This is a genomic window from Halostagnicola sp. A-GB9-2 (assembly GCF_030068615.1).
In the GTDB taxonomy this organism is placed as follows: Archaea; Halobacteriota; Halobacteria; order Halobacteriales; family Natrialbaceae; genus Halostagnicola.
This window is the reverse complement of record NZ_JASJOC010000011.1, coordinates 16,271-39,419: the sequence shown is the minus strand read 5'-3', so window position 1 is coordinate 39,419 and position 23,149 is coordinate 16,271. Positions and strand designations below refer to the sequence as shown.

The following is a 23,149-nucleotide window of genomic DNA, read 5'->3' as shown; positions in this document are numbered from 1 at the left end:
GCTGGTGAGAAGCGTGTCCCTACGGCTTCCCAGCCATCGCATAACAAAGCCGAAAACGGTTAACTGCGAGGGTATGGAAGGTACGGACGACGATTGTGAACTCCTCGTCATCGGCATTGACGCCGGCTGTCTCCCGGTATTGCAGCCGTTATTCGATTCCGGAACTGCACCGACGTTACAACGACTCGTCGAAGGAGGATCGAGCGGTCCCCTCGAGTCGCAGATTCCGCCCTGGACGGCCAGCGCGTGGCCGTCGATCTACACCGGAAAGAACCCGGGCAAACACGGTGTCTTCGATTTTCTATCGTTCGACGGCTACGATTGGGACGTCGTCAATTCCTCACACGTTCGAGAGCGAGCGGTGTGGGAACTCCTCAGTGAAAGCGGCATCTCGAGTGTGGTCGTGAACGTCCCCGTTACGCATCCGCCGCGAGATTTCGACGGCGCACTCGTTCCGGGAATGACGGCTCCGGAAGATCCGGACTGTCACCCGAACGGAATCCTCGAGGACATCAAAGAAGAATGTGGCGGCTACCAGGTGTATCCACAGGGCGGGAACTATTCCGACGGAGAAATCGCCGGCTACGAGGAAACGATCGAACGGCGCGGCGAGGCGTTTCGATACCTCTGTCGACGCTTCGAACCCGGGTTCGGGTTCGTCCAATTCCAGCAAACCGACTCCGTCTTCCACGAACGTCCTGGCGATGCGGAGGCGATCGAGGCGGTGTACGGTGCCGTCGATCGAGAGATCGAAAAGACGCTGGAGGCGGTCGACCCCGAGAACGTATTGCTCGTCAGTGACCACGGAATGGGAACGGTCGAGGGCCACGAATTCCGCGTCAACGAGTACCTTCGAAACCGCGGAGACGTAGTTGGTCAAAGCGGCGGCGAAGGAATGCCGGACTGGTCACAGGCATGGCGAAACGACCTCCTGGACGGAGATGAGGCCGGCGATCACACGCCGGGTGCGATCGAACGCTCGATGAACCTCGCTGCCAAGTTCGGAATTACCACGCAGCGGGCCGCGAACACCCTCGAGATGGTCGGCTTGAAAGAACCGATCGGGAAGCGAGTTCCGAACGATATGATTCGTGCGGCCAGCGAGCAAGTGGACTTCCCGAACTCGACCGTCTACGTCCGCTCGAAAAGCGAGCTCGGTCTCAGGATCAACCTCGAGGGACGCGAACCGAACGGGCAGGTGCCGTCCGAGGAGTACGAGTCGTTCCGGTCCGAGCTGATCGACGAATTGCGAGCCCTGCGAACGCCCGACGGTGAACCGATGTTCGAGGCGGTAGAACCGCGGGAAACGTACTTCCACGGCCCGGAACTCGAGAACGCGCCGGACATCCTGACCGTTCCGGCCGGTTTCGACAACGCCATCGTCGCCGACCTCGAAAAAACGGAGTTCGGCGAGCCGATGGAGCCCTGGAACCACAAGCGGACCGGTATCGTCGCCGCTGCGGGTTCGGCGTTCGACGAGGGCGTCACGCTCGAGGATGCGACGATTTTCGACATCGCCCCGACGATATGTACGTTGTTCGAGGTCTCCATCGACACGGCGATGGACGGCGAGGTTCTCCCCATCGTCGACCCGGGTGATGAGACGGAGTATCCGGCGTACGAACCGGAACCGATCACGGCGACCGAAGACGGAGCTGTCGAAGATCGACTCTCCGATCTCGGATATCTCTAAGATGAGCATCGAAATCAGCGTCCTCGACCCGGAGGCAGACGCGTCCGAGTGGAACCGTTACGTCGAGCGGTCCCCTGGAACGAACCCGTTCTTTCGAGCCGAGGCCCTCGAGTTGCAGGCGGCGGATTCGGGGACGACGCCACACCTCCTAGCCGGATTCAAAGGACAGGAGGCAGTCGGGCTCTTCCCAATATTCGAGTACAACAAGGGGCCGATCACGGGGGTGTTCTCGCCCGCCCCGTTTTCCTGGTCGTGTTATCTCGGCCCCGCCCTGTTGAACGTCGACAAACTCAAACAGCGCAAAGCTGACCGACGAACGAAACGATTTCTCGACGGCTGTCTCGAGTGGATCGAAACCGAACTATCGCCCGTCTACAGCAAATTCGTCGCCGCCGAATTTCCCGACGTTCGCCCGTTCACCTGGAACGAGTACGATGTCGCACCCGGCTACACGTACGTCCTCGACCTCGAGCGGTCGACAGACGACCTGTTGGATCAGTTCAGCAGCGACGCGCGGTCCAACATCCGAAACGCCCCAGAGGACCAGTACGTCGTCGAAGAGGGGACGATCGACGATATCGACCGCATCGTCGATCAGGTCCGGTCGCGCTACGAGAGTCAGGGACGGTCCTACCAGATGAACAACGACTTCGCACGTGCGTTGTACGAACTGCTTCCGGACGGGGCGATACGGCCCTACGTCTGCCGCGTCGAGGGAGAGTTCGTCGGGGGCATTCTCGTCGTCGAGTCCCAGACGACGCGGTACAGATGGCAAGGCGGTGTGAAACCAGATATGGACGTAGACGTCTCGATCAACGACGTCCTCGATTGGCACGTGATTCGAGACGGTGCGGAGAACGGCCTCGAAGCGTACGACCTCGTCGGTGCGGGCGTGCCGAGTATCAACCGGTACAAAGCGAAATTCAACCCCGAACTCCAGTCCCAGTATACCATTACGGACGGCTCCTACGGGATGGACATCCTGATCGATCAGTATCGAAAATTCAGATAGCGTTCGATCTCGCAGTTTCTCGAGCCTCTTCTCCGGCGACATTCAGGACAACTCGAGCAATCCCGTGCTCGGACAGACGGTTAGCACTCGCCGATTTGGTACACTGACTGTCGTGCGTCGTCGAGGCTGACTCGGCTATCGACGATCGCCTCGTTCTCGAGCTTTCGTAACCCGTATCGGACCGTCCGCGAACAGAGACGCGACTCGGCGACGATCTCCTCTTGGGTCATCGGGCCCTCGTACTCGAGTACCTTATAAACCAATTTCGCACTCGGTGAAAGCGCTGTGAGGGCCGATTCGCCGCTCGGAGTGTCGGCGCTGGAGACTCCCTCTCGAACGTCCGTGGTGTTGGATGAGGTCATTGGTGGTGTTGATCGACGGGCGAGCTAGCTGCTACCGAGAGCGTTCTCGTCCGATCCCGTCCGCTCGAGAGAAACACCAACGCGAGAGAATAATACCGCTTTGGTCGTTCCAATCCGTAGGTGGCAACTACAAATTTGGAGCGTGCACAAGTCGGAATTCGATGCCAGTTCGGAACACGCACTCGGTCGCTCTCAAGGCGTACACACGTCGAGGTTTCTTTGAACTTCAGGGCACCGAACCTCGCGGACGACGAGATATCGAGTCGATCGACCGAAACCAGACCGTAAACGAATCTGTGAGATGAAACTGACCAACAGCCGCCGTTCACCCTATCGGTTAGCGCCGTCTGTCGACCAGCGACGAGCCGAACGTGAAAACGAAGAGACACGCGACCGCCGAGTAGTCAGAACATAGTAACGGCTGTACGAACACAGTTCAGTGTATGTTCGGAACCAGTGGCATTCGCGGTCGCGTCGGCGACGACGTGACAGCCGGGCTCGCCCTCGAAATCGGCCGCGCGCTCGGCTCGAATGGATACGATCGAATCGTCATCGGCCGTGACAGTAGAGCGAGCGGTACGATGTTGCTCGACGCGCTCGCCGCCGGAATCTGTGAATGTGGTTCCGACGCACTCGAGATCGAGGGCGAGATCGCGTCCACGCCGACGGTCGCTCGAGCGGTCGGCTGGGCCGGTGCCGACGCCGGAGTCGTCGTCACAGCGTCTCACAATCCGCCGGAGGACAACGGAATCAAACTCTGGACGCCGTCGGGGAAGGCATTCGGCACCGACCGACGGGCGGCTATCGTCGAACGGATCGAATCGGAAGCGTACGAGTTTGCTGCGTGGGACGAGACGGGGAGTCGAACGACACTTTCGGGAGCGATCGAATCACACGCGTCGGCGGTCCGCTCGAGCGTCGACGTGTCGGAACCCGTCTCCGTCGTCGTCGATGTCGGAAACGGAGCGGGACAAATCACGGCCGGCGTGCTCGACGATCTCGGGTGCTCAGTCCAGACGCTAAACGCCCAACCTGACGGCGCGTTCCCCGGACGGCCAAGCGAGCCGACGGCCGAGACGCTCGGGGCGCTCGAGACGTTGGTCGGAAAAAGCGACGCGGATCTCGGGGTCGCCCACGACGGAGATGCCGATCGGATGATGGCCGTCGACGAGACCGGAACGTTCGTCCCGAAGGATTCGTTGCTCGCGCTGTTCGCTCGAGAGGAAGCGAGCGATGGCGACCGCGTCGCGGCACCCGTCGACACGAGCCTGGCTGTAGAGGATGCACTCGCCGATCGGGGTGCCTCTCTGGTTCGAACGAAGGTTGGAGACGTGTTCGTCGCCCAACGGGCAACCGACGATGACGTCGTTTTCGGAGGAGAACCGAGCGGGGCGTGGATCTGGCCCGAGGAGACGCTCTGTCCGGACGGACCACTGGCCGCGTGCAAACTCGTCGAGCTGGTCGCGACCCGAGGCTCGCTTTCGGAACTCGAGGCCGAGATAGACACGTATCCGATTCGACGCGGCACCATCGAATCCGACGAAAAAGCATCCCTCATGAAGCGTGTCGAAAGACGTGTTATCGACGACTACAACGACGTCGATACCCGCGATGGCGTCCGTGTGGAAACCCCGAACGGGTGGTTTCTGCTTCGTGCGAGTGGAACACAACCCATCGTTCGAGTCACGGCACAGGCCCGCAGATTCGAGCGGGCCGCGGAACTATTCGACGAGGCAACCGAAGTGGTTCGGACGGCGTAACGACACAATACAGCGCCACCCCTTGCACGAGATTCATCCCGCCGTGTTGGCTCACCGAGTTGTTGATTCGACAGGAGTTACAACCTCGTACGGACTACCGAGTACGAACGGGTCGCTATCGAACTTCTTCTGGAATGTAATCAGACGTCTTCATCTCTCGATACGTAGAGCAGTCGGGGCAGGCGTGGACGACATCTCGGTTGTCCCCGAACACACGGGCGAACTGACGTGTAACCTGATTACCACAGGTGACACAACGCGGTGCTGTCGTCTGTTGGCCGGCGGTCATCGGCGTCCACTTGGTTTCGGTTGATTCCGTCGACATCATCCCTCCATTTCTACAGGATACTATTTACTATAGGCTGCATAACGGGGACTGCTTTCGAGAGATTTTATTTCTGTCCTCGTTAATAACACCAAAACAGTGTTCGGAATTCTAGGTCGTTACCGTCCCTATCTGCAGAAATTCAATATTTCCGAACCGTAATCCGTTATTTCACCCCGCTTTGAGCCAACAGTTCCGACCGATTCGATGTGATCAATTCCGTCTCCGTTCGAACCGGGACAGTCAAGTCTGGGAGCCAAACGGGTCGACGCCACTTCCGTCCGCTTCCGTGGAAACGCCGATGCGCTCGTTTGCGACAACGGTCATGTTTATCAGGTGTTGAGTTTATACCGTACTGGTTGCCTTCTAGATATGGAGGGCAGTCCCAAGCCTATCAACGGGAAATCCCTCCGGTACCGATTCCGACGTCGACCGAGGACGCGAACCCCGCACACACACCACAGTACGGAACGGGACTATGGGGGTAGTCTCGAGTCGTGCTATGGTCACCAGCGTCCTCGATTCGACCCAACGGGAACCATGCTCTCCGGGATGAAAAGACGACGAAGGGAAACGCAACTCAACCCTGGTAAGCGATGGCAATGATAGATTATGCGTTAGAAAAGAAGGTTCTATGCGGAATGAAGAATTGTATCCCGTATCACGGAGTGTAATACGAGTTCGCCCGGTTTACTCGACGGTGACGCTCTTGGCGAGATTTCGGGGTTTGTCGATCGGGCGACCCAACTGATCTGCCGCATAGTAAGAGACGAGTTGGAGTTGGACGTTCGCGAGAAGCCCGGCCAGTGCAGGATCCGTTTCGGGAATTTCCAGATGCTCGTCGGCCATTTCGGTCGCTTCGTGATCCGGCGGACAGAGCGCGATCACCGGCGAGCCGCGGGTCTGGGCTTCCGCTGCATTTTTCATCGTTTTCTCGTCCTCAGTTCCCGTGAAGACGGCAAACAATGGCGTATCCGGTGTGACAAGCGCGAGCGGGCCGTGTTTCAGTTCACCGGAGGCAAATCCCTCGGCGTGCTCGTACGTGATCTCTTTGAACTTCAGGGCACCCTCGAGTGCGACGGAGTATCCGAGCCCTCTTCCGATAAAAAAGTACGATTGGGAGTTACCGTACCGCCGGGCGACCGACTCGGCCTGAGATCGCTCGAGGAGCGTTTCGATCCGCGCCGGCATCGAGTTCAGTGCTTCGAGGAGCGATCGAAGATCCGTTCGGGGCTCACCCGTAATATCCGCCGTGATGCGGTTGGCTAACAACACGAGCATCACAGCCTGGGAAGAGAACGTCTTCGTGGCTGCCACACCGATTTCCGGGCCTGCTCTGATGAGAAGCGTCTCGTCGGCGACGCGGGAGGCCGTCGAGCCGATTACGTTGGTGACGGTCAGCGTCTTGGCTCCAGCGGCATCCGCACTACGAAGCGCGTTTAACGTGTCTGCAGTCTCACCGCTCTGTGTAACCGCTACCACCAGCGTGTTGTCGTCGATCGGTGGTGCAGAAACCGAGTATTCGTTAGCGAGTAACGCCGTCGAGGATATCCCCGCCTGGTTGAGCGCCGTCGATCCGTATAGCGCCGCATGATACGAAGTCCCGCAGGCGACGAACTGAACGGCATCGACGTTCTCGAAGGTCCCGGGCTCGAACCCCTCGAGGTCGATCGACCCCCGGCCGGGATCGATCCGCCCTTCGATCGCCTGAGCGATCGACGTCGGCTGTTCGTGGATTTCTTTGAGCATGAAGTGCTCGTACTCGCCTTTCCCGGCCTGTTCGGGGTCCCATTCGACAGTTTCACGCTCGCGGTCGATTTGGTTGCCTGCCAGATCCGTGTACTCGATGCCGTTGCCGTCGACGATGACGACGTCTCCGTCTTCGAGATAGACGACGGTGTCCGTGTACTCGAGAAACGCGGGCACATCGCTCGCGAGGAAGAAGCCGTCGTCCTCGATACCCACGACCAGCGGCGATCCCTGGCGGGCGGCGTAGAGAACGTGCTCGCCCGACCGCATCGCCGCAACCGCGTAACTTCCCTCGAGTTCATCTATCGCGCGTCTGAATGCGGGTTCAGTGTCCATGCCATCATCGATGAACGACTGGATGAGGTGTGGAATAACCTCGGTGTCGGTCTCGCTCGTGAATTCGTGACCCGTCTCGGCGAGTTCGGCTTTGAGCGTCGCGTGGTTTTCGATGATGCCGTTATGAACGACGGCGATATCACCGACGTGATCGGTGTGAGGATGGGCGTTTTCGTCGGTCGGCGGACCGTGCGTACTCCAACGGGTGTGGCCGATTCCGACAGCTCCTTCGAGCGGGACATCGTCGATCGATCGTTTGAGATCCGCAACCTTTCCGGATCGTTTCTGGACGTCGATACCACTGCCGTTCTGGACTGCAACTCCCGCCGAATCGTAGCCGCGATACTCGAGGTTCTCGAGACCCGTGAGCAACGGATCTATCGCACTTCCATCGCCCACGCGGGCGATTATTCCGCACATTAGTCGCTCACCTCGGAGACGGCCTGTCGATCAAACTCGGGAGGGAAATACAGTCGCGAAGACGGACACCAGTTTGCGAGGGTCTTTCCGGGATCAAGCGGTTGTGCTCGATCGCCAGCAACGGTCGTTCGTTTCATAATCGGATAGCTGTCCGCGGCAACTATTCGGGACGGGACGCGTGACGCGGACATGACTATAGCACAGTCCAGCCCAGCCCATTACTATAGATCCTCTAACTCCGAGCGTAGCACACCTGTAACGCGCGCCTATCGATCGTTCAATTCGAACGGAATCGTTTCCATCACTCTCGACACATCAACGGAATCCGGTATCTCCCAGTCGGAACTCGACCTGTTTGACCGATAGGGAAACGGTTGTCCACTTCGCCTTAGCGGCTGACTCGGGGCTCAGTAGGAGATATTTACACTCCGTACGAAATCCGAGTATGTCGTGACAAAACACAATGGGAAACGAATAGATGTGGAGTTTGGCCGGCCTACTCTCCTGTTGGGAGTGATTTCGGCGCACGCAATTTTACTCGCCTCACCGACCTGCACGAAGGACGCACGCGATGAGAGGTCCTCGAGCGTAGAAAGGGTACGCAGTCGATAGTAACACGAAGTGTCATCTGACTCGAGTTAATGGGGTCGATAACACGATTATAGGAATCCTCGTCACGAGACTGCTCGATCGTCGACTTCTCGCCGGAAAGTTCACCCGAAAAGTTGCCAGTCATAGGAAATCCCTCACAGAAATCCTACGACTTATTACCCACCCGTTCATTTTCTCCAATGATTGGGTCGATCGAAGCGAGAAGTGCGTAAACCGCTGAAAATTGCCGGTAAATGCCGAAACAGATGTACACACCATTCGCCATCAAGAGAGATACCGATCGAGTTGGCGCTATCGAGCCCAGAGGCAATCGACAGTCCCCTTCGATGGCCGACTACCGCTTCCCCACAAAAGTGATCTAACGAATGTCTCTTTCACCGCTCGTTCTGACCGATGCCGCGCTCTCACTCGAGGATCCGGTCCTCGTTTTTACTATCGCGATGGCCGTCTTCCTGGTTGGGCCGCTGCTCATCAAGCGCCTCGGACAGCCCGGAATCGTCGGAATCGTCGTTTTCGGGGCGCTCATCGGGCCGGGCATCTTCGATATCGTCGAACACTCCGACGCGATTGTTCTCCTCGGTGAGGTCGGTCTCATCTACCTCCTTTTTACCGTCGGACTCGAACTCGATTTGCAGGGGTTCAAAGAGGCGCCTGAAAACGCGGCGCTTTTCGGTCTCACGAGTTTCTTCCTCCCGTTCGTAGTGGGGACGATTACACTCACGACGATCCTTGACTTCGACCCGCTGGCCGCGCTCTTGCTTTCGTCGGTCTTCGCTTCGCACACGTTGCTCGCCTATCCCGTCGCCAACCGGCTCAACGTGACGAAAAACCGAGCCGTAACCGCGGTCTTCGGCGGAATTCTCTTTACGGACACGCTCGCGCTGATCGTGCTCGCCGTCGTGACCGGTGCTATCGCGGACGGACTCTCGGTGTGGTTGTTCGCCACGATCTTCGTCTCGCTCGCAATTCTCTTCGGTGCCGTCTGGTTCATCGTCCCGCCGATTTCCAGACGGTTCTTCCAGAACTTCAGTCAAGAAAGTTACTTCGAGTTCCTGTTCGTGATGGTCGCAATTTTTGCGTCCGCAAGTCTCGCGGAAGTACTCGAGATCTCCGGAATTCTGGGTGCGTTCGTCGCCGGACTCGCACTCAACCGGCAGATCCCACAGGGTGGAACACTCATGAACCGGATCGAGTTCGTCGGAAACGCCTTTTTCATCCCGTTTTTCCTCCTTCACGTCGGCATGCAAGTCGACGTCGGGATTATCTTCGACGGCTTCCAAACATTGGAGATTGCAGCGGTCATCATCGTCGTGATGGTCGCCTGTAAGGGGGCTGCAGCCTGGCTCGTTTCGACCGTTCAAGGGTACACGAACAACGAACGGAACGTCATCTTCGGCCTTTCGGTCGGACAGGCCGCGGCCGCGCTCGCGATTACGCTCATCGGCGTCGACGCCGGACTGTTCGGCGACGAAGTCCTCAACGCAGTCGTCCTGATGCTCGTGGTGACCGCATTGGTCAGTCCGTGGCTCACCGAACGGGCTGCGACCCAACTCGCACTCGAGCGCGACGTCGGGGCGGGCGACGACAGCCCCAAGGACCCCAACATCTTGCTCCCGCTTTCACACAACGCCGAATTACAACGGCGGTTGATGGAACTCGCCTTCGTAATCAAAGGAGAACGCGGAACTGAACCGATACACGTCATGACCGTGATCCAGCCGGACACCGAACGGCCGACCGAAGAACAAGTCGCCTCGGTCCAGGCCGAACTCAACGAAGTTGCTGACTTCGGCGGGGCCGCGGAGGTTCCCGTCCAGACGGAAGCTCGAGTCAACCACAACGTCGCATCGGGCATCGTCCAGGGAGCGATCGAGGTGCAGGCGAATCAGATCATCATGGGATGGGACGCCAACGAGACGTTCAGCCACCGGATATTCGGTAGCATTATCGATCAGGTGCTCGAGCGGACGCCGCTCCCCGTCCTCATCTCGCGGCTCGGTCACCCGATCAACACGACGAATCAAATCTTCGTCGTGGTCCCAATGGGAGCGGATCATCACGAGGGCTTCAACGAGGCCGTCCACATGACCAAACGCCTCGCCGCAAGTCTCGGCGTCCAGATAACGGTCCTCGTCGTCGAAGGGAGATCACACCAGTTCGAGCGGCTGTTCGATCTCGTCGAGGTCGAAGCCACGACGGAGTTCGAATCCGTCGACGAGTGGGGAGACCTCCTGCCGACGCTCGAGGAAGAAACGGACGAAAACGACCTCATCATCGGTATTTCCCCGCGACGCGGCGACGTCGGCTGGCAATCGGAACTCGAGGACCTGCCTGCGCGACTGGCAAACCTCCCGCCGGAATCGTTTATCATCATCCATCCGCGACAGGGAGAACCCGAATACGATCGTCGGTATCTCCGAATCGAGTAAGTGCTGAGGGAGTACACACCGGAGTTCCGGTGAAATTCGGCTCGAATGAGGGAGTTGCCGAATCTACCGAGACAGTCGTGTTACGAAGATTTTATTCGAGGTTCAAGATAGTTCGAAAGAGAACACCGCCGTATCAGGTCGAACTCGACGTGACGAAATCGACCTTCCCGGGACGACGTTGAACCCCTGAGACGAAATCAAACTTTCCCCGGACAGTTCGACATCGTCCCCCCTCAAGAAGCGACTTTATTCGGAACTAAACGCGATATATCGTGTGACGTGAGGGCGTCTCACGACGGGTGCAAATCGGCACACCTTTTTAGGGCCGGTGAAAGTCAAATACATGGGTTTTGGAAGCTACGACGAATCCGAGCAACAGCAAGAGTCAGCAGAGGAAGACGATGGTGAAGCGGTCACCGTCCACGAACATGACCACGACGGGAAGATGACCGTCGAATCCAGCGCATCCACCGACGAACTCATCTCACAGCTCGGCGAGATGAAAGACGACGAATAGGGTTCACTCCACAGTCGGTATCGACGATCGGCAGAGTTCAGCCAGACCCCGACGAAGCCGTTGCGATACTGCAGATTTCGAAACACCGATTTTCGTCGCCAACTCCTCCTGTGAAATAGCTCTGGGAACGTCAAAATATCCCTCTTCGTACGCCACCACGAGCAAATCCGCTTGTTTCCGTGTTAACGGAAGTAAACACCTATCGTTGCCATCCGAACCCCGAATGTTGTTGACTGACACCTGAATGTCCTGCTCGCGACACCGCTGGTTAAACCCGATAAGCGCATCTCGAGACGGAAATCGGACGGTAGCGGTCCACCCATCACGCGAACTCCGGACATCGAGAACGCGGCCTTCGACGGCCGCTGCGGTCGGGGTAAACCGGATAACCGATTCCGCAAGTGTTACTCGGTAGACCCGGTGATCGGAACAGCGCTCGTAGAGGACGGGGTTGTTCACCGTGTCATCGATCTCGAGGGCCGATTCAAACGCGTCGAAGTTGTCACCGAACACCGTGAGATACGTGCTCGTTCGTCCGGTCGGAGAGTCCGTCGTGTAGTCCGGTTCGATCGAAAGCTTCGGAACGCGCTTAATCGTCGGAACGCACAGTAACTTCCGGTGTGTGAGATGAATTTCCGCGGTGATACCCCCTTCCGCTCGAGGGATAACTGCTGTTCGTTCGGTCTCTGCGACGTGAGCGTTCATCTGATCACCCTCGTTCGAGTCAGCTTCGGGACAGAAAACGGCAATATGTCGCTGTAAGAATCGGTTACTGAGCGTGTACTCATCTACCAAACGATTCGAGTCCTCAAAAAAAGATCCGACTGCTATACAGCGAAATATAGCATTATCTATACGCTATACCTATTCATGCTCGCTATTTCGTGTATATTTCACCCCGAAGGAAACACGCTATTACGCGATTTGTACACATCGGGTGAGCGCTCGGGACAGAGTAAGTATTGAATACTGATACGATCAATCCTCACTACTGATCGAATAACAATTCGAACAATTTTCGCTGGGCTGTTCTGAAATGGCGCGTAAACGTCGGTTGAGAAACGCCTAACGCGTCGGCGATTTCCTCGCCGGTTCGCTCGCGGGGCCAATCGAAATACCCATTATAATAGGCAGTCTCCAACGTCTGGCGCTGGCGTTCTGTAAGACCCTTCTCCAGTCTGTCCTCGAACCGTCCAGACTGATCTCGAGGTGAACGTTCGGATCGACGGGTAATCAGTTCCGTGTTCGATACCTCGTCCTCGAGGAATTGTACCACTCGCCGCACCGATCGGTCCGCAGGGAGTTCGACCGTGATTCTGACACGGTTGCCAACAGGTTCCAGCGATCGGACTACTGCACCGTGATCAGCGAGCGAATCAGCGATCGTTCGTTCGGCGAACTGAACTTGCATCCTCATAGAATCGTGACCCCCAGTCATCGTCTGTACCGACCGAATGCCCTCAATTGCGGAAGACAGGGCCGTCTCATTCTCCTCCGGTATCGATGAAACCGATATCGTTCCCACGGATCCAAAGGTCGACCGCGCCACGACAGTCTCGATATCGACGCGCTGATCGAGATACTCGGCGAGAACCGTCAACGGATCGTCGCCAGTCTCGACGAGGACCTCCAGTTCGACCATCTGGTCTGCATAGACCGCCGACCGCAACTCGAGACGATTGATCAGAACGCCACCCACCTCGGCGAGCGCCGAGACGCCATCGACCGTCCACTGGTCGAACGCCGCCGGTTCGGTCGAACAGACCGTCAAACAGCCGTAGGTGATGCCCTGAAAATCGATCGGGGCGCTACAAATAGAGCGAATTCCGTGTTCGAGTGCCGTCCGGGCCCATCGCAACCCAGATGGTTGCGTCGTCGTTTCCTCGATCAGCGTTCGAGACCCGGACGTGACTGTCGCCGCTGCTGGAGACAGGTCCGTCCCCTCGAGAGAATATAACTGTTCTTTGAGATATTCGTCGCGTCCGCCAACCCAGGTTTCCGGAGTGACCTCCAACACTTCGGGAGTGAGACGACCGACCCACACCAGATCGGCGTTTTCTACGGCTGAGAGCGCCTCACAGAGACGTCTCTCGACCTGAGATCTCGATTCTGCACGCCCCAAGCGCCACCACGCGGCGTACAGACAATGTAACAGGGATTCGAGGCGATTACGCTCCGTCCGAAGGTCGTCGTGAGCGAGCGACGCCTCACGAATGACGCTCTCGAAAGATGGCCAAAATTGAGGATCCGATGGGATCGACCCGAGAGTCGTAAGCGATTCGGATGGCGGAGTCGGACCAGCGACCGTAATCGACTCGAGTCGATATCGTTCGGCCGCGTTTAGAATCCGAGCGACAGCCGCCTCAAGCGGCGTATGCGGACCGATAACATCGTGAGCGCCAGCCTCGAGAACCTGTTCGGCGTTTGCCTCCGCAACCGCGATTACCGGTCGATCACCAGCGGCGTCGACGAGCCTCTCAATAGACCCGATCGACGGTGCGAGGCCGTCGCGCTCTGGAGATTCTGACTCTTCTCCCGGTCGATCGGGTACACCGGCTCTCGAGCGTGATCCAGCGTCACTCCCGCTTTGGTTCGTGTCGTCGCGTTCGACGGGGTTCTCTACTCGTTCTGATCCCTGTCCGGGTCGAGTGAGGCCAGACACCAGACACTGTACCGAGACGCTCTCGAGGATATCGAGTGCGGTATCGACTGATTCGACACTGATAACCGAGCCGATATCGGTACACGTGTGCAAACCATCCTCGATGTCGACGGTTGATGACAGGTCGCCGATTAGTACGATCGTACTACCTTCTGTCGGCAACCTCTGACCGCTAGTCACCGTCCGACGCCTCCAATTCTGAAAGCTAATCGCCGAACTCTCTCGTCACACCCAACGGGCACGTCTCCCCTATTTCCCCGCTGAGAGATTAATTATCAACATCGTAATCGAAGGTAGGAAGCGATTACCGTACGGCGATATCTGACCTCCCCGACAGTGAAATAGCTACTGCCGTGTAAGCCAGTCACATCCGCTAAACAGCGATTATTCATCGGAACCGAGGTGTGTTCCGAGCGGGGCGAGTTCGATAGGTGAGAAATACCGTGATCGATTCGAGTGAAATCCGCGTCGGCCGGTGTGCGAGTCGAGTCCACTAGACGTGCCGGGGTCAGTATACCGTCGGGGGGTCAGTATACGCGTTGGGGCCAGTATAGCGGAGTTCAATATGTATTGACAAAAAATGCCAGATATACCTGACCCAGCCCCGCGATTATCATGACGGCACCGGCGAGGCGTTCTATCGTCTTCGTGTGCCTTACAATCCACCCAGCGTTCGCGACGAGTCCGACGCCGGTCGCGACGGTCAACGCGATCATCAACACGACGACGATTCCGACGTAGGAACCGACAACGAGCGCCGCCGGGACCAGATCCATGGACATCGCCTGAGTAACGACGCCGAGAAATACCGGTGCAACACAGCCAGCCGCTGCCAGCGCATAGCCAGCGCCAAAGATCCCGAAGCCGGTGAGTCCGGAGGGACGCTTGGGGAGCGCTACGGATACCGACGGTGCGAGATCCAATAAAACGAGGAATCCAAAGACGACGAGAACCCCACCGACCAGAGGCTCGAGCACCGTCATACTGTTAAGAATGTTTTGCCCAACCCAGTATGCCCCACCGAAGAGGGCCGCAAACGTTGCCAGAACGCCGGTCCCAGCGACGGACCCCCGAAGAACCGAGCCGCTCAGCGACGAGCGGTTGCCGTCCGATTGGCTCACATAAAATCCGACGTATCCCGGGAGAAGCGGATACGCACACGGCGAAAAGAACGTTGCGATACCCGCTGTAAACGCAAACCCGATTGCGGACGCGAGGGTAGGGTCGATCATCGAAGGTGACTATCCATTGAACGTGAGAGGTGATTGGCTATCCATTGAACGTGAGTAGCAGTCATACGTGATTATTCGTCGCCCTCGAGGATTGCCTCGAGTTCGGTGACGACCTGGTCCGTCGTCTTCTGGCCTGACTCTTCCCACCGGAGGTATCCAGCAGAATCAAACGCGAGGCCGATAGGCGTCCCTGCACCGTAGTGAACGATCAAATCGGACGTACTATCTCGTCCAACGGTCCAATTTGCGTCGTACTCGTCCCACCACTCGGCGATATCGTCGTCATCGACAACCTCTTTGCTCTGGTTGGTGACCGAGATGAACTGGACTCGATCGCCGAGCCGGTCGTGCGCCTCACGGAGGTCAGGCATCTGAGCCTGACAGGGGCTACAGTCCGTCGCAAACAGGTCGACGAAGATGACCTGATTCTCGTCCGGAACGGTGATCTCGCCGGCTTCACTCCCGGTTGCCTCGATGGTCTGTATCGACACCGGGTCGTGACGCATTTCACCCTCATCGTCCTCGAGTAGTTCCGAGACAGACGGGACGCCGTACACTGCCGCAGCGCCAGCGCTGGCGAGTACCCCCACGCTTCCCAGTCCCGCGAGGAGATCCCGTCGACGCATCGTTACTCGACCACCGCTCTGACATCATCGATGAGCTCTGTGGGCGTTTCCAGGTGAGCATACGGATACGACCGTTCGACGATACCGTCCTGATTGACGAGAAAGATCATATAATAGTGCGTGGAGGTTTCCTCGTCGTCATCGTCGTGTTCGTGGTCGTCACCATGGCTATCGTCGTGTGCGTCCTCACTTTGATCAGATTCATCGTGCTCGCCGGTCGAATCTGTTTCGGCGTCGCCGGTGCTCTCGTTACCATCATCGCCCTCATCGCCGTCGCCGTGATTGTGTTCGCCCTCTTCTGGCGGCTGAACCTCGACCGGTGCTCCGAACGTGTCGTTTACCAACTCGAGAGCCTCATCTTGCGTCTCGGGTCGAAGGAAACGCCAATTCTCTGCCTCGATATCGGCGTCGTATCGTTGCCCGTACTCGCGAAGCGCGTCGACGTCATCGGTTTCGGGATCGAACGTCATCGAAAGAAATGCGACGTTATCTTCGTATCCTTCCTCGAAAGCATCCTCCTGAACGAGTCGAAGAAGGTTCACGAGCGTGCCACACTCATTAGTACACGAAGTAAAGATGAAAGTCATCAGAAATGCTCGATCCCCAACGAAATCGTCCCGCGAAACCGCTTCGTCCGCAATCGGGTCTGGAATAGAAAACGACGGAAACTCGTCGCCGTGTATAGGATGGACTGCATCCGATAAATCCTGCTCTCGGTCGGGAGGACTCAGAGCCGTTTCGCTATCGTCAAAAAAATTGACGCTATCGAGACAACCAGCGAGACCGACAGATCCAACTCCCGCCAGCGAGCCCAGATACGAACGTCTGTCCATACGTAGACTGTAGGAGTGCACTATGAAATGCTCGTTGGTTCGTTACTGAAAACTGGGAACGGGACGGTGTGTCAGGTCGAGAATGGATACGACAATCGGCAAGTCGTCGAGATACCTCCCCGGGATTCCCGAGAAAAGTCCGAATTCGAAGATCGATACGTGACAAACTGCTCTCGACTATCATACCGTCCGCTACGAACGACGAACAGGGTAATCTCGACGAACGACTCGAGTCCAGAAACTCGGGGAAACAGTGAGCGAGAAACGGTCACGTTGTCAAATACAACTGATGGGTTGGATTACGGTTGGGATAACTAACCTCGAGTGTGATTTACGGAGGGGCATGTCGAGTTCGAATCAGACGAATATGCAGATTGGCTGTCCGGAATGTCAAACGATGGTCAACGCAAATATCCCACCAGGAACGGGTATTCAACCCGTCGAATCCGGCGGCAAAAATCATCTCCGTGGGACGGAAACCGATTGCAGTAACTGCGGTCACGAACTCGAGTTTTACTTTTACTAGCCGGATCCGTCGCTACCGACGCGAATTGTGAACAGTTCGAATCGGGGATAGACACACCGGGTTTCCGGTGAAGAGTGCAAAAGAGGAGACGATGATTCGGAATCAACACACTGGGAGGGTCAACACACTGGGAGGGTCAACACACTGGGAAAGTCAACACATTGTGCCGGAGAACCACGACGGGGAACGAAAGAACACACCTGATTTCCGGTGAATATTGAAAAGGAGCCGGATTGAGGGAACAGGGACACCATGTTTCCAGTGAAACTGAATGGGATAATCAGGCGCTACGAGAGTTGAGAGCGCTTGAAGAAAGCGAGTTCGGGATAGGATATTAATAGAATTTTTTCGAGCGCGCACACACCACGTTTCCGGTGAAACGGGGTGTGAAGGGGTGGGGGTCAGTTGCAGGTGGTGTGATTTCACCGGAAAGATGGTGTGTGGAAGGGGATGGACAGACAACAGTATTTAACGAGAAGGCGAGTAAAGTAGAACGATTTTCGTATTATTTACTGAATTATTGCATAGGACCCAATATAAGCAAGTATTAGAAGGTGATCGTCAAGAAGAATTGATTCTGCTGAAGGACTCGCTCAGAAGATAATACGGATAATACCCGTACCATCATTCTCGAAAATCTGCTCTCGAGCGGTTTCCGGTGAAATCGAACTAAACCGACATTTGTCTTCTGACTAAACCGCTTCAGTTAATGGACTTTTCACTTCCCTCCTATTAATAACCTTCTATATGGTCTAATCCAATGTCCTGGTTTACTAGTGGAGGAAAAAAGAACTCTAAGTTAACCCTATAACGCCAATGTATCAAATCCTTATTTTCTCTATACCAACCCATTACCAACCTGAATAAGTGAAATACGAAGTATCGTCACATCTCGAACTCCCTTCATAGACTCCGAGCACATACTATACTCGACTCGAGAGCGTCGTGCCGTCGATCGGGTACGAAACACAAGCGTTCTCGATATCCAGTCGTTCCCAGGTTACCAAAATTGAAATTGGAACGACTCGTTTTGACGTTTCACCGGAAACCCGGTGTGCCTGTCTTCTCAACAACCACACCCTACTGACGTACCATTTGTACCGATTCACCGGAAACGTGGTGTGCGCGCGCTCGCTCACTCCCACAATTGTTCCGGCCCCCAACTGCCCCGAACCCCACGACCGCCCCGAACCCCACGACCGCCCCGACTATTATCCGCCGCTGTTTTGACCAGTACCGATCCAAACAGTAAAGATAATTCACCGGAAACGTGGTGTCAATAACCTATGTCGAGTTCCGGTGACGATCTCTTCACTCGAGACGATCACATATTCGAGAACAAAGAGCTCCTCGAGATCAATCACTTACCAGAGGAGGGTCGAATTGTTGGCCGTGACGACGAGATTGCGGATCTCGCAAACGCAGTGAACCCCGCAATTTTCGGCCAGAGCCCAAGTAACCTCCTCATATACGGAAAGACGGGAACGGGGAAATCACTCTGTGCAAAGCACATCTCGGAACGACTCGTCCGGGTCGCGAAAGAAGAGGGTGTCACCGCTGAGTTCGCGTACGTCGATTGCGCACAGGATAACACGGAAACCCAGGCCGTCCAGACGATCGCTCATTCGATGAACAATTCGGAGGCTACCGACATCAAAATACCTGATAAGGGTCTCAGCACGTCGACCTACTACAAACGCCTCTGGCAGGTTCTCGATAAGCAGTACGGAGTCGTCCTCATTATCCTCGACGAGGTAGATAAACTCGACGACGACGATATTCTTATGCAACTTTCGCGCGCGGGCGAGGCCGGGAAACTCACCGATTGCAAAATTGGCGTCATCGGTATCAGTAACAAGATCAAGTATAAAGACCGGATGGACGAGCGAGTCAAGTCCTCACTGTGTGAACGGGAGTTCGTCTTCCCACCGTACGACGCCAATCAACTCCGTGATATCATGCAAGCGCGGAGTGATGCCTTCAAAGACGGTGTGCTCGAGCCGTCCGTGATTCCTCGCGCGGCGGCCCTCGCTGCGCGGGAACACGGGGACGCGCGAAAGGCGATCGACATTCTTCGGTACGCCGGCGAAATCGCACAATCGAACTCGAGTGAAACTGTTCGCGAGGAGTTCGTCGTACAGGCGCGTGAACGGGCCGAAACTGATCGATTCCGCGAACTGATTCGCGGTTCGACGCCACACTCACGATACGTGCTTCAAGCGCTCGCCGTTCTCTCGCTCAACGAATCCGACGAAGATGGCTTTCGAACGACGAGAATTTTCGATGTCTACGAAGAAATCTGTCGCCAGGAGGGATCGGACACCCTTTCACTTCGACGCGTTCGAGATCTCCTGAAAGAACACGCGTTCCTCGACATCATCGAACAGTCGCGACAGAGTGGCGGGAGCGCCGAAGGGAGTTATACCGAACACCAACTCCTCGAAGATCCGGATGTGGTGCAAAAAGTCCTCGTCGAGACGGTCGAGTCTGAGTAGTGACGGCCCAGTCTGCGTAGTGACGGCCCAGCAGATGGATCGTCTTTCCTGTCTCCATTTATCCTGTATTCGATCGTTCGGTTTTCTCGATAACGACCGCTGAAACGGAACTCTTCACCGGAAACCCGGTGTCCGACTGAATACTATTTCAGTTTCCACTTTTAACTCACCGATGCTCGGACGCGACTAACTCACCGATGCTCACGCGTTCATCGTGTGTTCGAGAACCCTCTCACAAACCGAGACTCTACCTATAAGTTGACCAGTCTTCTGCGATGACTACTATCGGGCTGTATTAGACTACCATGAGGTTGCAGGCGACGACCCAACCCGTAGGGAAACTGTCTCTCACCACCGAATGCGAAATTTCGAGGATCGAGGGCCGCCGATTGATCGACGAGACGTCTCTACTACCAACCGCACAGACACCACATCTCGGTCTCCGAAAGAAACTAACTCCGGCACCACTACCACCGGTGATTCTACCACTCCCAATGGCAGCAACTCCGACACCAACAGCAGTAACTCCGACACCAACAGCAGTACCAAACCACCCGATGTATCGGACGTTTGCCCCGAATCGCTGATCGTCGTTTCGAATCGCCAGCCGTATCGTCACGAATACGACGAGTCGGAGGAGGGATCGATCACAGTTGACGAACCAACTGGCGGGCTTACTGCGGGTCTTGATCCCGTTCTCTGTCGGTCCAACGGTACCTGGATCGCGTGGGGTGACGGGGATGCAGACGAACAGGTAACCGATCAGAACGATTGTGTACGCGTTCCGCCTGATGAGGAATCGTACACGCTTCGTCGTCTCTGGCTCTCTGATGAGGCGGTAAACTCCTACTATTATGGCTGGAGTAACCGTGTCCTCTGGCCGCTCTGTCACGGCTTTTCCCATCTGATCGACGACCGCCCCGGTGACCTCGAGTGGTATCGAACCATCAACCATCGGTTTGCGAGTGCCGTCTCCGAACACGTCTCGGAGAATACTGTGGTCTGGTTACAGGACTATCACCTCGGCTTCGCACCGAAACTGATTCGAGAACGGGTTTCTGATTCCGTGACGATCGCTCACTTCTGGCATATCCCGTGGCCGTCTCCGGAGACGTTCGTCAATTGCCCGGAAGGGAAGGAGCTATTAGAAGGATTGCTGGGCAACGACCTGCTTGGGTTTCACGTCGATCGATATGCGGATCTCTTTCTCGAGTGCGTCGATAGGTTCGTCGAAAACGCAACGGTCCATCGAAGCACTCGAACGGTTAGCTACGACGGGAACACGACTCGTGTCGTTGCAACACCGATGGGAATCGATGCATCGTCCTACGCCGAGGAATCCGAAGCCACCGACGAGAGTCACTGGAAGTCGATTTGCTCGAGATACGACATTCCGCGGACAAACACGATCGGACTCGGTGTCGACCGACTCGATTACACGAAAGGGATCCCACAACGACTTACGGCAATCGAGACCTTCTTCGATCGGAACCCGGAATGGCGAGGTCAGTTCACGTTCGTACAGAAGGCGACTCCATCACGCACGGATATCCCGGCGTACGAACAACTCGGCGAGGCAGTCCGACAGCAGGTCGATCGGATCAACGCACGGTTCGGCGCTGCTGATTGGCGGCCGATCGTCTACACAGAAGATATCCTTCCACAGGACGAACTGTGTGCGTTGTACCGTCGAGCCGATGTAATGGTTGTCAGCCCAGTCAACGACGGGATGAATCTCGTTGCGCAGGAATACCTCGCCTCGAGCATCGAAGAGGAGGGAGCGTTGTTGTTGAGCAATCGAGCCGGGGCTCACGAAACGCTCGGCTCCCACACGTATACGATCGCACCGGACCAACCGAATCACTTCGCGAATACGATCGAGCGCGCATTAACGACGGCTCCCGGCGAAAAACAGCGCCGAATGTCGGTCCTCCGAGACCGCGTTTTCGAGGGGAATCTCGAATCGTGGATGCGGGACCAGTTCGTCGAAATCCAACGGATCCATTCGAGTACTGATTCGATGGACGAGCGTCCGAACGAACAGCAGTCACCGGTATCATAGATCATGTCGGTCGATACTCCGACCCCAGTCCACGAGCGGTTGCCACAAATCCGAACAGCATTGGGTGTCGCAGATTCCGTGTTGCTGTGTCTCGATTTCGACGGTACACTCGCCCCGATTGTAGATGATCCAGCAGCGGCATCGCCGAAGGATTCTGCCGTGGATGCGCTTGATCGAATTACGTCCAATCCTGCAATCACGACGGCGGTAATCAGCGGTCGAAGCCTTGCTGACGTTCGTACTCGCATCGATGGACCGACCTTCTTCGCTGGTAATCACGGGCTCGAAATTCAACGCAGCGGGATTGTTTCGGTGCACCCGATCGCCAAGAAACGAGCGACGCTCGTCGAAGACGTTTGTTCGAGGCTCGAGTCGAAGCTCGATCCGATACCTCATTGTTGGGTCGAAAACAAACGATTAACAGGGACGGTTCATCTGCGATCGGTTCCCGAACGCTACTTCGATACAGTGGATTCCATAGTGGAGTCGGTAACGGATCGGCTGGGAAACGGCATACTGGAGCGTTCGAACGGAAAGCGAGTGATAGAAATCTCGCCCCAGATACCCTGGGGGAAAGGAAATGCTGTAGAGCTGCTTCGCTCGTCACTGCCGACGTCCCCGCTCGTTCTCTATATCGGTGACGACACGACAGATGAATCGGCCTTCGAAACGGTTGAACCGAATGGCATCGGTATTCGCGTCGGCGATGAAACCGAGTCCTGGGCCTCGTGTCGAGTTCGATCCCCTGATGAGGTCGCTTCCTTCTTACACTGGATCGGAACGACAAGGTTGTCGACCTCCGATCAGGAGCGAGAACGGCCTGTAGCCCACTCAGCGGGGAGTTTTGCATAGCCTATCGGTGGAACCATCACAGATAGACCAAAATCGAAATAAGTACACATAGGCGCAGAGCCGTTCGACACACTAGCAATTGTTTACTACCTCCCGAAATATAATAGATGAGATGACTTACAAATTCTATAGACGGATAATTGTTATTCTCCTTCCGGAACTAATTTCCATTACAAATGGTTGGATCGAAGCCGAAAGTATTAGTTACCACTGGAAATAGAGTAGAGTACAAGAGCAATCAGAGATGAAACTCAGACAACCTACCGACTTCCTGATTCTCGAGGCTCTCGAGGACAAAGGACGTAACGTCGCAACGAACCTTTCAGCACACACGGACAAAAGCCGAAAGAACATCAACACACGATTGCCAGTTCTAGAAGATTATGGCCTCGTGGAAAAGATCGGGCCTGCCAAACGCTCGGGACTCTACGAAATCACGTCGCTCGGAAAAGCGGCACTCGTCTACCAGGACCAGTACGATGAAGTAGACGATTTCGAGGAACTCATCGAAGGACCGTCTGCAGGTACTGCAGATTCGGCGGGAGACTCGACAGCCAGTTTCGCTCGTGGCGAAGAAGACGCCGACGACGAATAAGGGTTCACTGCTTGTCCACTACTAGTAAGTACAGTTGCGATAGTACTGCCT

At 56.2% G+C, this 23,149-nt stretch carries 19 protein-coding genes; 10 read left to right on the top strand and 9 right to left on the bottom strand.

Annotated features, from left to right (window positions below):
• The first annotated feature begins 73 nt into the window (after positions 1-73).
• Both QNM96_RS18935 and QNM96_RS18930 read left to right on the top strand, forming a co-directional pair.
• Positions 74-1,693, top strand: coding sequence for an alkaline phosphatase family protein (locus QNM96_RS18935; RefSeq protein ID WP_283838321.1), 1,620 nt, complete (start codon positions 74-76; stop codon positions 1,691-1,693).
• A 1-nt stretch (position 1,694) separates the two neighbouring features.
• Positions 1,695-2,705, top strand: coding sequence for a GNAT family N-acetyltransferase (locus tag QNM96_RS18930; RefSeq protein WP_283838320.1), 1,011 nt, complete (start codon positions 1,695-1,697; stop codon positions 2,703-2,705).
• Between the two features lie 80 nt (positions 2,706-2,785).
• Here QNM96_RS18930 and QNM96_RS18925 read toward each other — a convergent pair whose 3' ends face one another.
• On the bottom strand, positions 2,786-3,067 hold the full coding sequence (locus QNM96_RS18925; protein ID WP_283838319.1) for a MarR family transcriptional regulator: 282 nt from the start codon (positions 3,065-3,067) through the stop codon (positions 2,786-2,788).
• 443 nt (positions 3,068-3,510) lie between these two features.
• Between QNM96_RS18925 and glmM the strand changes: the two genes are divergently transcribed.
• Positions 3,511-4,827: a phosphoglucosamine mutase gene (gene glmM, locus QNM96_RS18920; protein WP_283838318.1), complete on the top strand. Its 1,317-nt coding sequence runs from the start codon at positions 3,511-3,513 to the stop codon at positions 4,825-4,827.
• 115 nt (positions 4,828-4,942) lie between these two features.
• Here the strand turns inward: glmM and QNM96_RS18915 are convergent, their stop codons facing one another.
• The 3 genes from QNM96_RS18915 to QNM96_RS18905 form a co-directional block, all read right to left on the bottom strand.
• Positions 4,943-5,152 (bottom strand): hypothetical protein, encoded by a 210-nt coding sequence (locus tag QNM96_RS18915; RefSeq protein WP_283838317.1) that lies wholly within the window; start codon positions 5,150-5,152, stop codon positions 4,943-4,945.
• A 690-nt stretch (positions 5,153-5,842) separates the two neighbouring features.
• On the bottom strand, positions 5,843-7,657 hold the full coding sequence (glmS, locus tag QNM96_RS18910; RefSeq protein WP_283838316.1) for a glutamine--fructose-6-phosphate transaminase (isomerizing): 1,815 nt from the start codon (positions 7,655-7,657) through the stop codon (positions 5,843-5,845).
• On the bottom strand, positions 7,657-7,848 hold the full coding sequence (locus QNM96_RS18905) for a hypothetical protein (protein WP_283838315.1): 192 nt from the start codon (positions 7,846-7,848) through the stop codon (positions 7,657-7,659). The genes glmS and QNM96_RS18905 overlap by 1 nt, the downstream gene beginning before the upstream one ends.
• Before the next feature lie 786 nt (positions 7,849-8,634).
• On the opposite strand from QNM96_RS18905, the gene QNM96_RS18900 reads away from it, so the two are divergent.
• Both QNM96_RS18900 and QNM96_RS18895 read left to right on the top strand, forming a co-directional pair.
• On the top strand, positions 8,635-10,698 hold the full coding sequence (locus QNM96_RS18900; RefSeq protein WP_283838314.1) for a cation:proton antiporter: 2,064 nt from the start codon (positions 8,635-8,637) through the stop codon (positions 10,696-10,698).
• 343 nt (positions 10,699-11,041) lie between these two features.
• Complete coding sequence (locus QNM96_RS18895) at positions 11,042-11,215, top strand: DUF5786 family protein (protein ID WP_283838313.1); 174 nt, start codon at positions 11,042-11,044, stop codon at positions 11,213-11,215.
• A 3-nt stretch (positions 11,216-11,218) separates the two neighbouring features.
• Here QNM96_RS18895 and QNM96_RS18890 read toward each other — a convergent pair whose 3' ends face one another.
• From QNM96_RS18890 to QNM96_RS18870, 5 genes are all read right to left on the bottom strand, one after another.
• Positions 11,219-11,920 carry a helix-turn-helix domain-containing protein gene (locus tag QNM96_RS18890; protein ID WP_283838311.1) on the bottom strand — a complete coding sequence of 234 codons (702 nt, stop codon included), beginning with the start codon at positions 11,918-11,920 and terminating at the stop codon, positions 11,219-11,221.
• Positions 11,921-12,203: 283 nt separating this feature from the next.
• On the bottom strand, positions 12,204-14,057 hold the full coding sequence (locus QNM96_RS18885; RefSeq protein WP_283838310.1) for a bacterio-opsin activator domain-containing protein: 1,854 nt from the start codon (positions 14,055-14,057) through the stop codon (positions 12,204-12,206).
• Positions 14,058-14,437: 380 nt separating this feature from the next.
• Positions 14,438-15,109 (bottom strand): cytochrome c biogenesis protein CcdA, encoded by a 672-nt coding sequence (locus tag QNM96_RS18880; protein ID WP_283838309.1) that lies wholly within the window; start codon positions 15,107-15,109, stop codon positions 14,438-14,440.
• Positions 15,110-15,180: 71 nt separating this feature from the next.
• Positions 15,181-15,735 (bottom strand): TlpA disulfide reductase family protein, encoded by a 555-nt coding sequence (locus QNM96_RS18875; protein ID WP_283838308.1) that lies wholly within the window; start codon positions 15,733-15,735, stop codon positions 15,181-15,183.
• 2 nt (positions 15,736-15,737) lie between these two features.
• Complete coding sequence (locus tag QNM96_RS18870) at positions 15,738-16,568, bottom strand: SCO family protein (protein ID WP_283838306.1); 831 nt, start codon at positions 16,566-16,568, stop codon at positions 15,738-15,740.
• Positions 16,569-16,965: 397 nt separating this feature from the next.
• Between QNM96_RS18870 and QNM96_RS18865 the strand changes: the two genes are divergently transcribed.
• The 5 genes from QNM96_RS18865 to QNM96_RS18845 all read left to right on the top strand — a co-directional run bounded on the left by QNM96_RS18865 (position 16,966) and on the right by QNM96_RS18845 (position 23,098).
• Complete coding sequence (locus tag QNM96_RS18865; RefSeq protein WP_283838406.1) at positions 16,966-17,094, top strand: hypothetical protein; 129 nt, start codon at positions 16,966-16,968, stop codon at positions 17,092-17,094.
• A 1,286-nt stretch (positions 17,095-18,380) separates the two neighbouring features.
• Positions 18,381-19,589, top strand: coding sequence for an orc1/cdc6 family replication initiation protein (locus QNM96_RS18860; protein WP_283838305.1), 1,209 nt, complete (start codon positions 18,381-18,383; stop codon positions 19,587-19,589).
• Positions 19,590-19,947: 358 nt separating this feature from the next.
• Positions 19,948-21,651, top strand: a complete 1,704-nt coding sequence (locus QNM96_RS18855; protein ID WP_283838304.1) for a trehalose-6-phosphate synthase — start codon at positions 19,948-19,950, stop codon at positions 21,649-21,651.
• Positions 21,652-21,654: 3 nt separating this feature from the next.
• On the top strand, positions 21,655-22,503 hold the full coding sequence (gene otsB, locus QNM96_RS18850; RefSeq protein ID WP_283838303.1) for a trehalose-phosphatase: 849 nt from the start codon (positions 21,655-21,657) through the stop codon (positions 22,501-22,503).
• Positions 22,504-22,747: 244 nt separating this feature from the next.
• Positions 22,748-23,098 (top strand): winged helix-turn-helix domain-containing protein, encoded by a 351-nt coding sequence (locus QNM96_RS18845; protein WP_283838302.1) that lies wholly within the window; start codon positions 22,748-22,750, stop codon positions 23,096-23,098.
• Positions 23,099-23,149 lie beyond the last annotated feature (51 nt).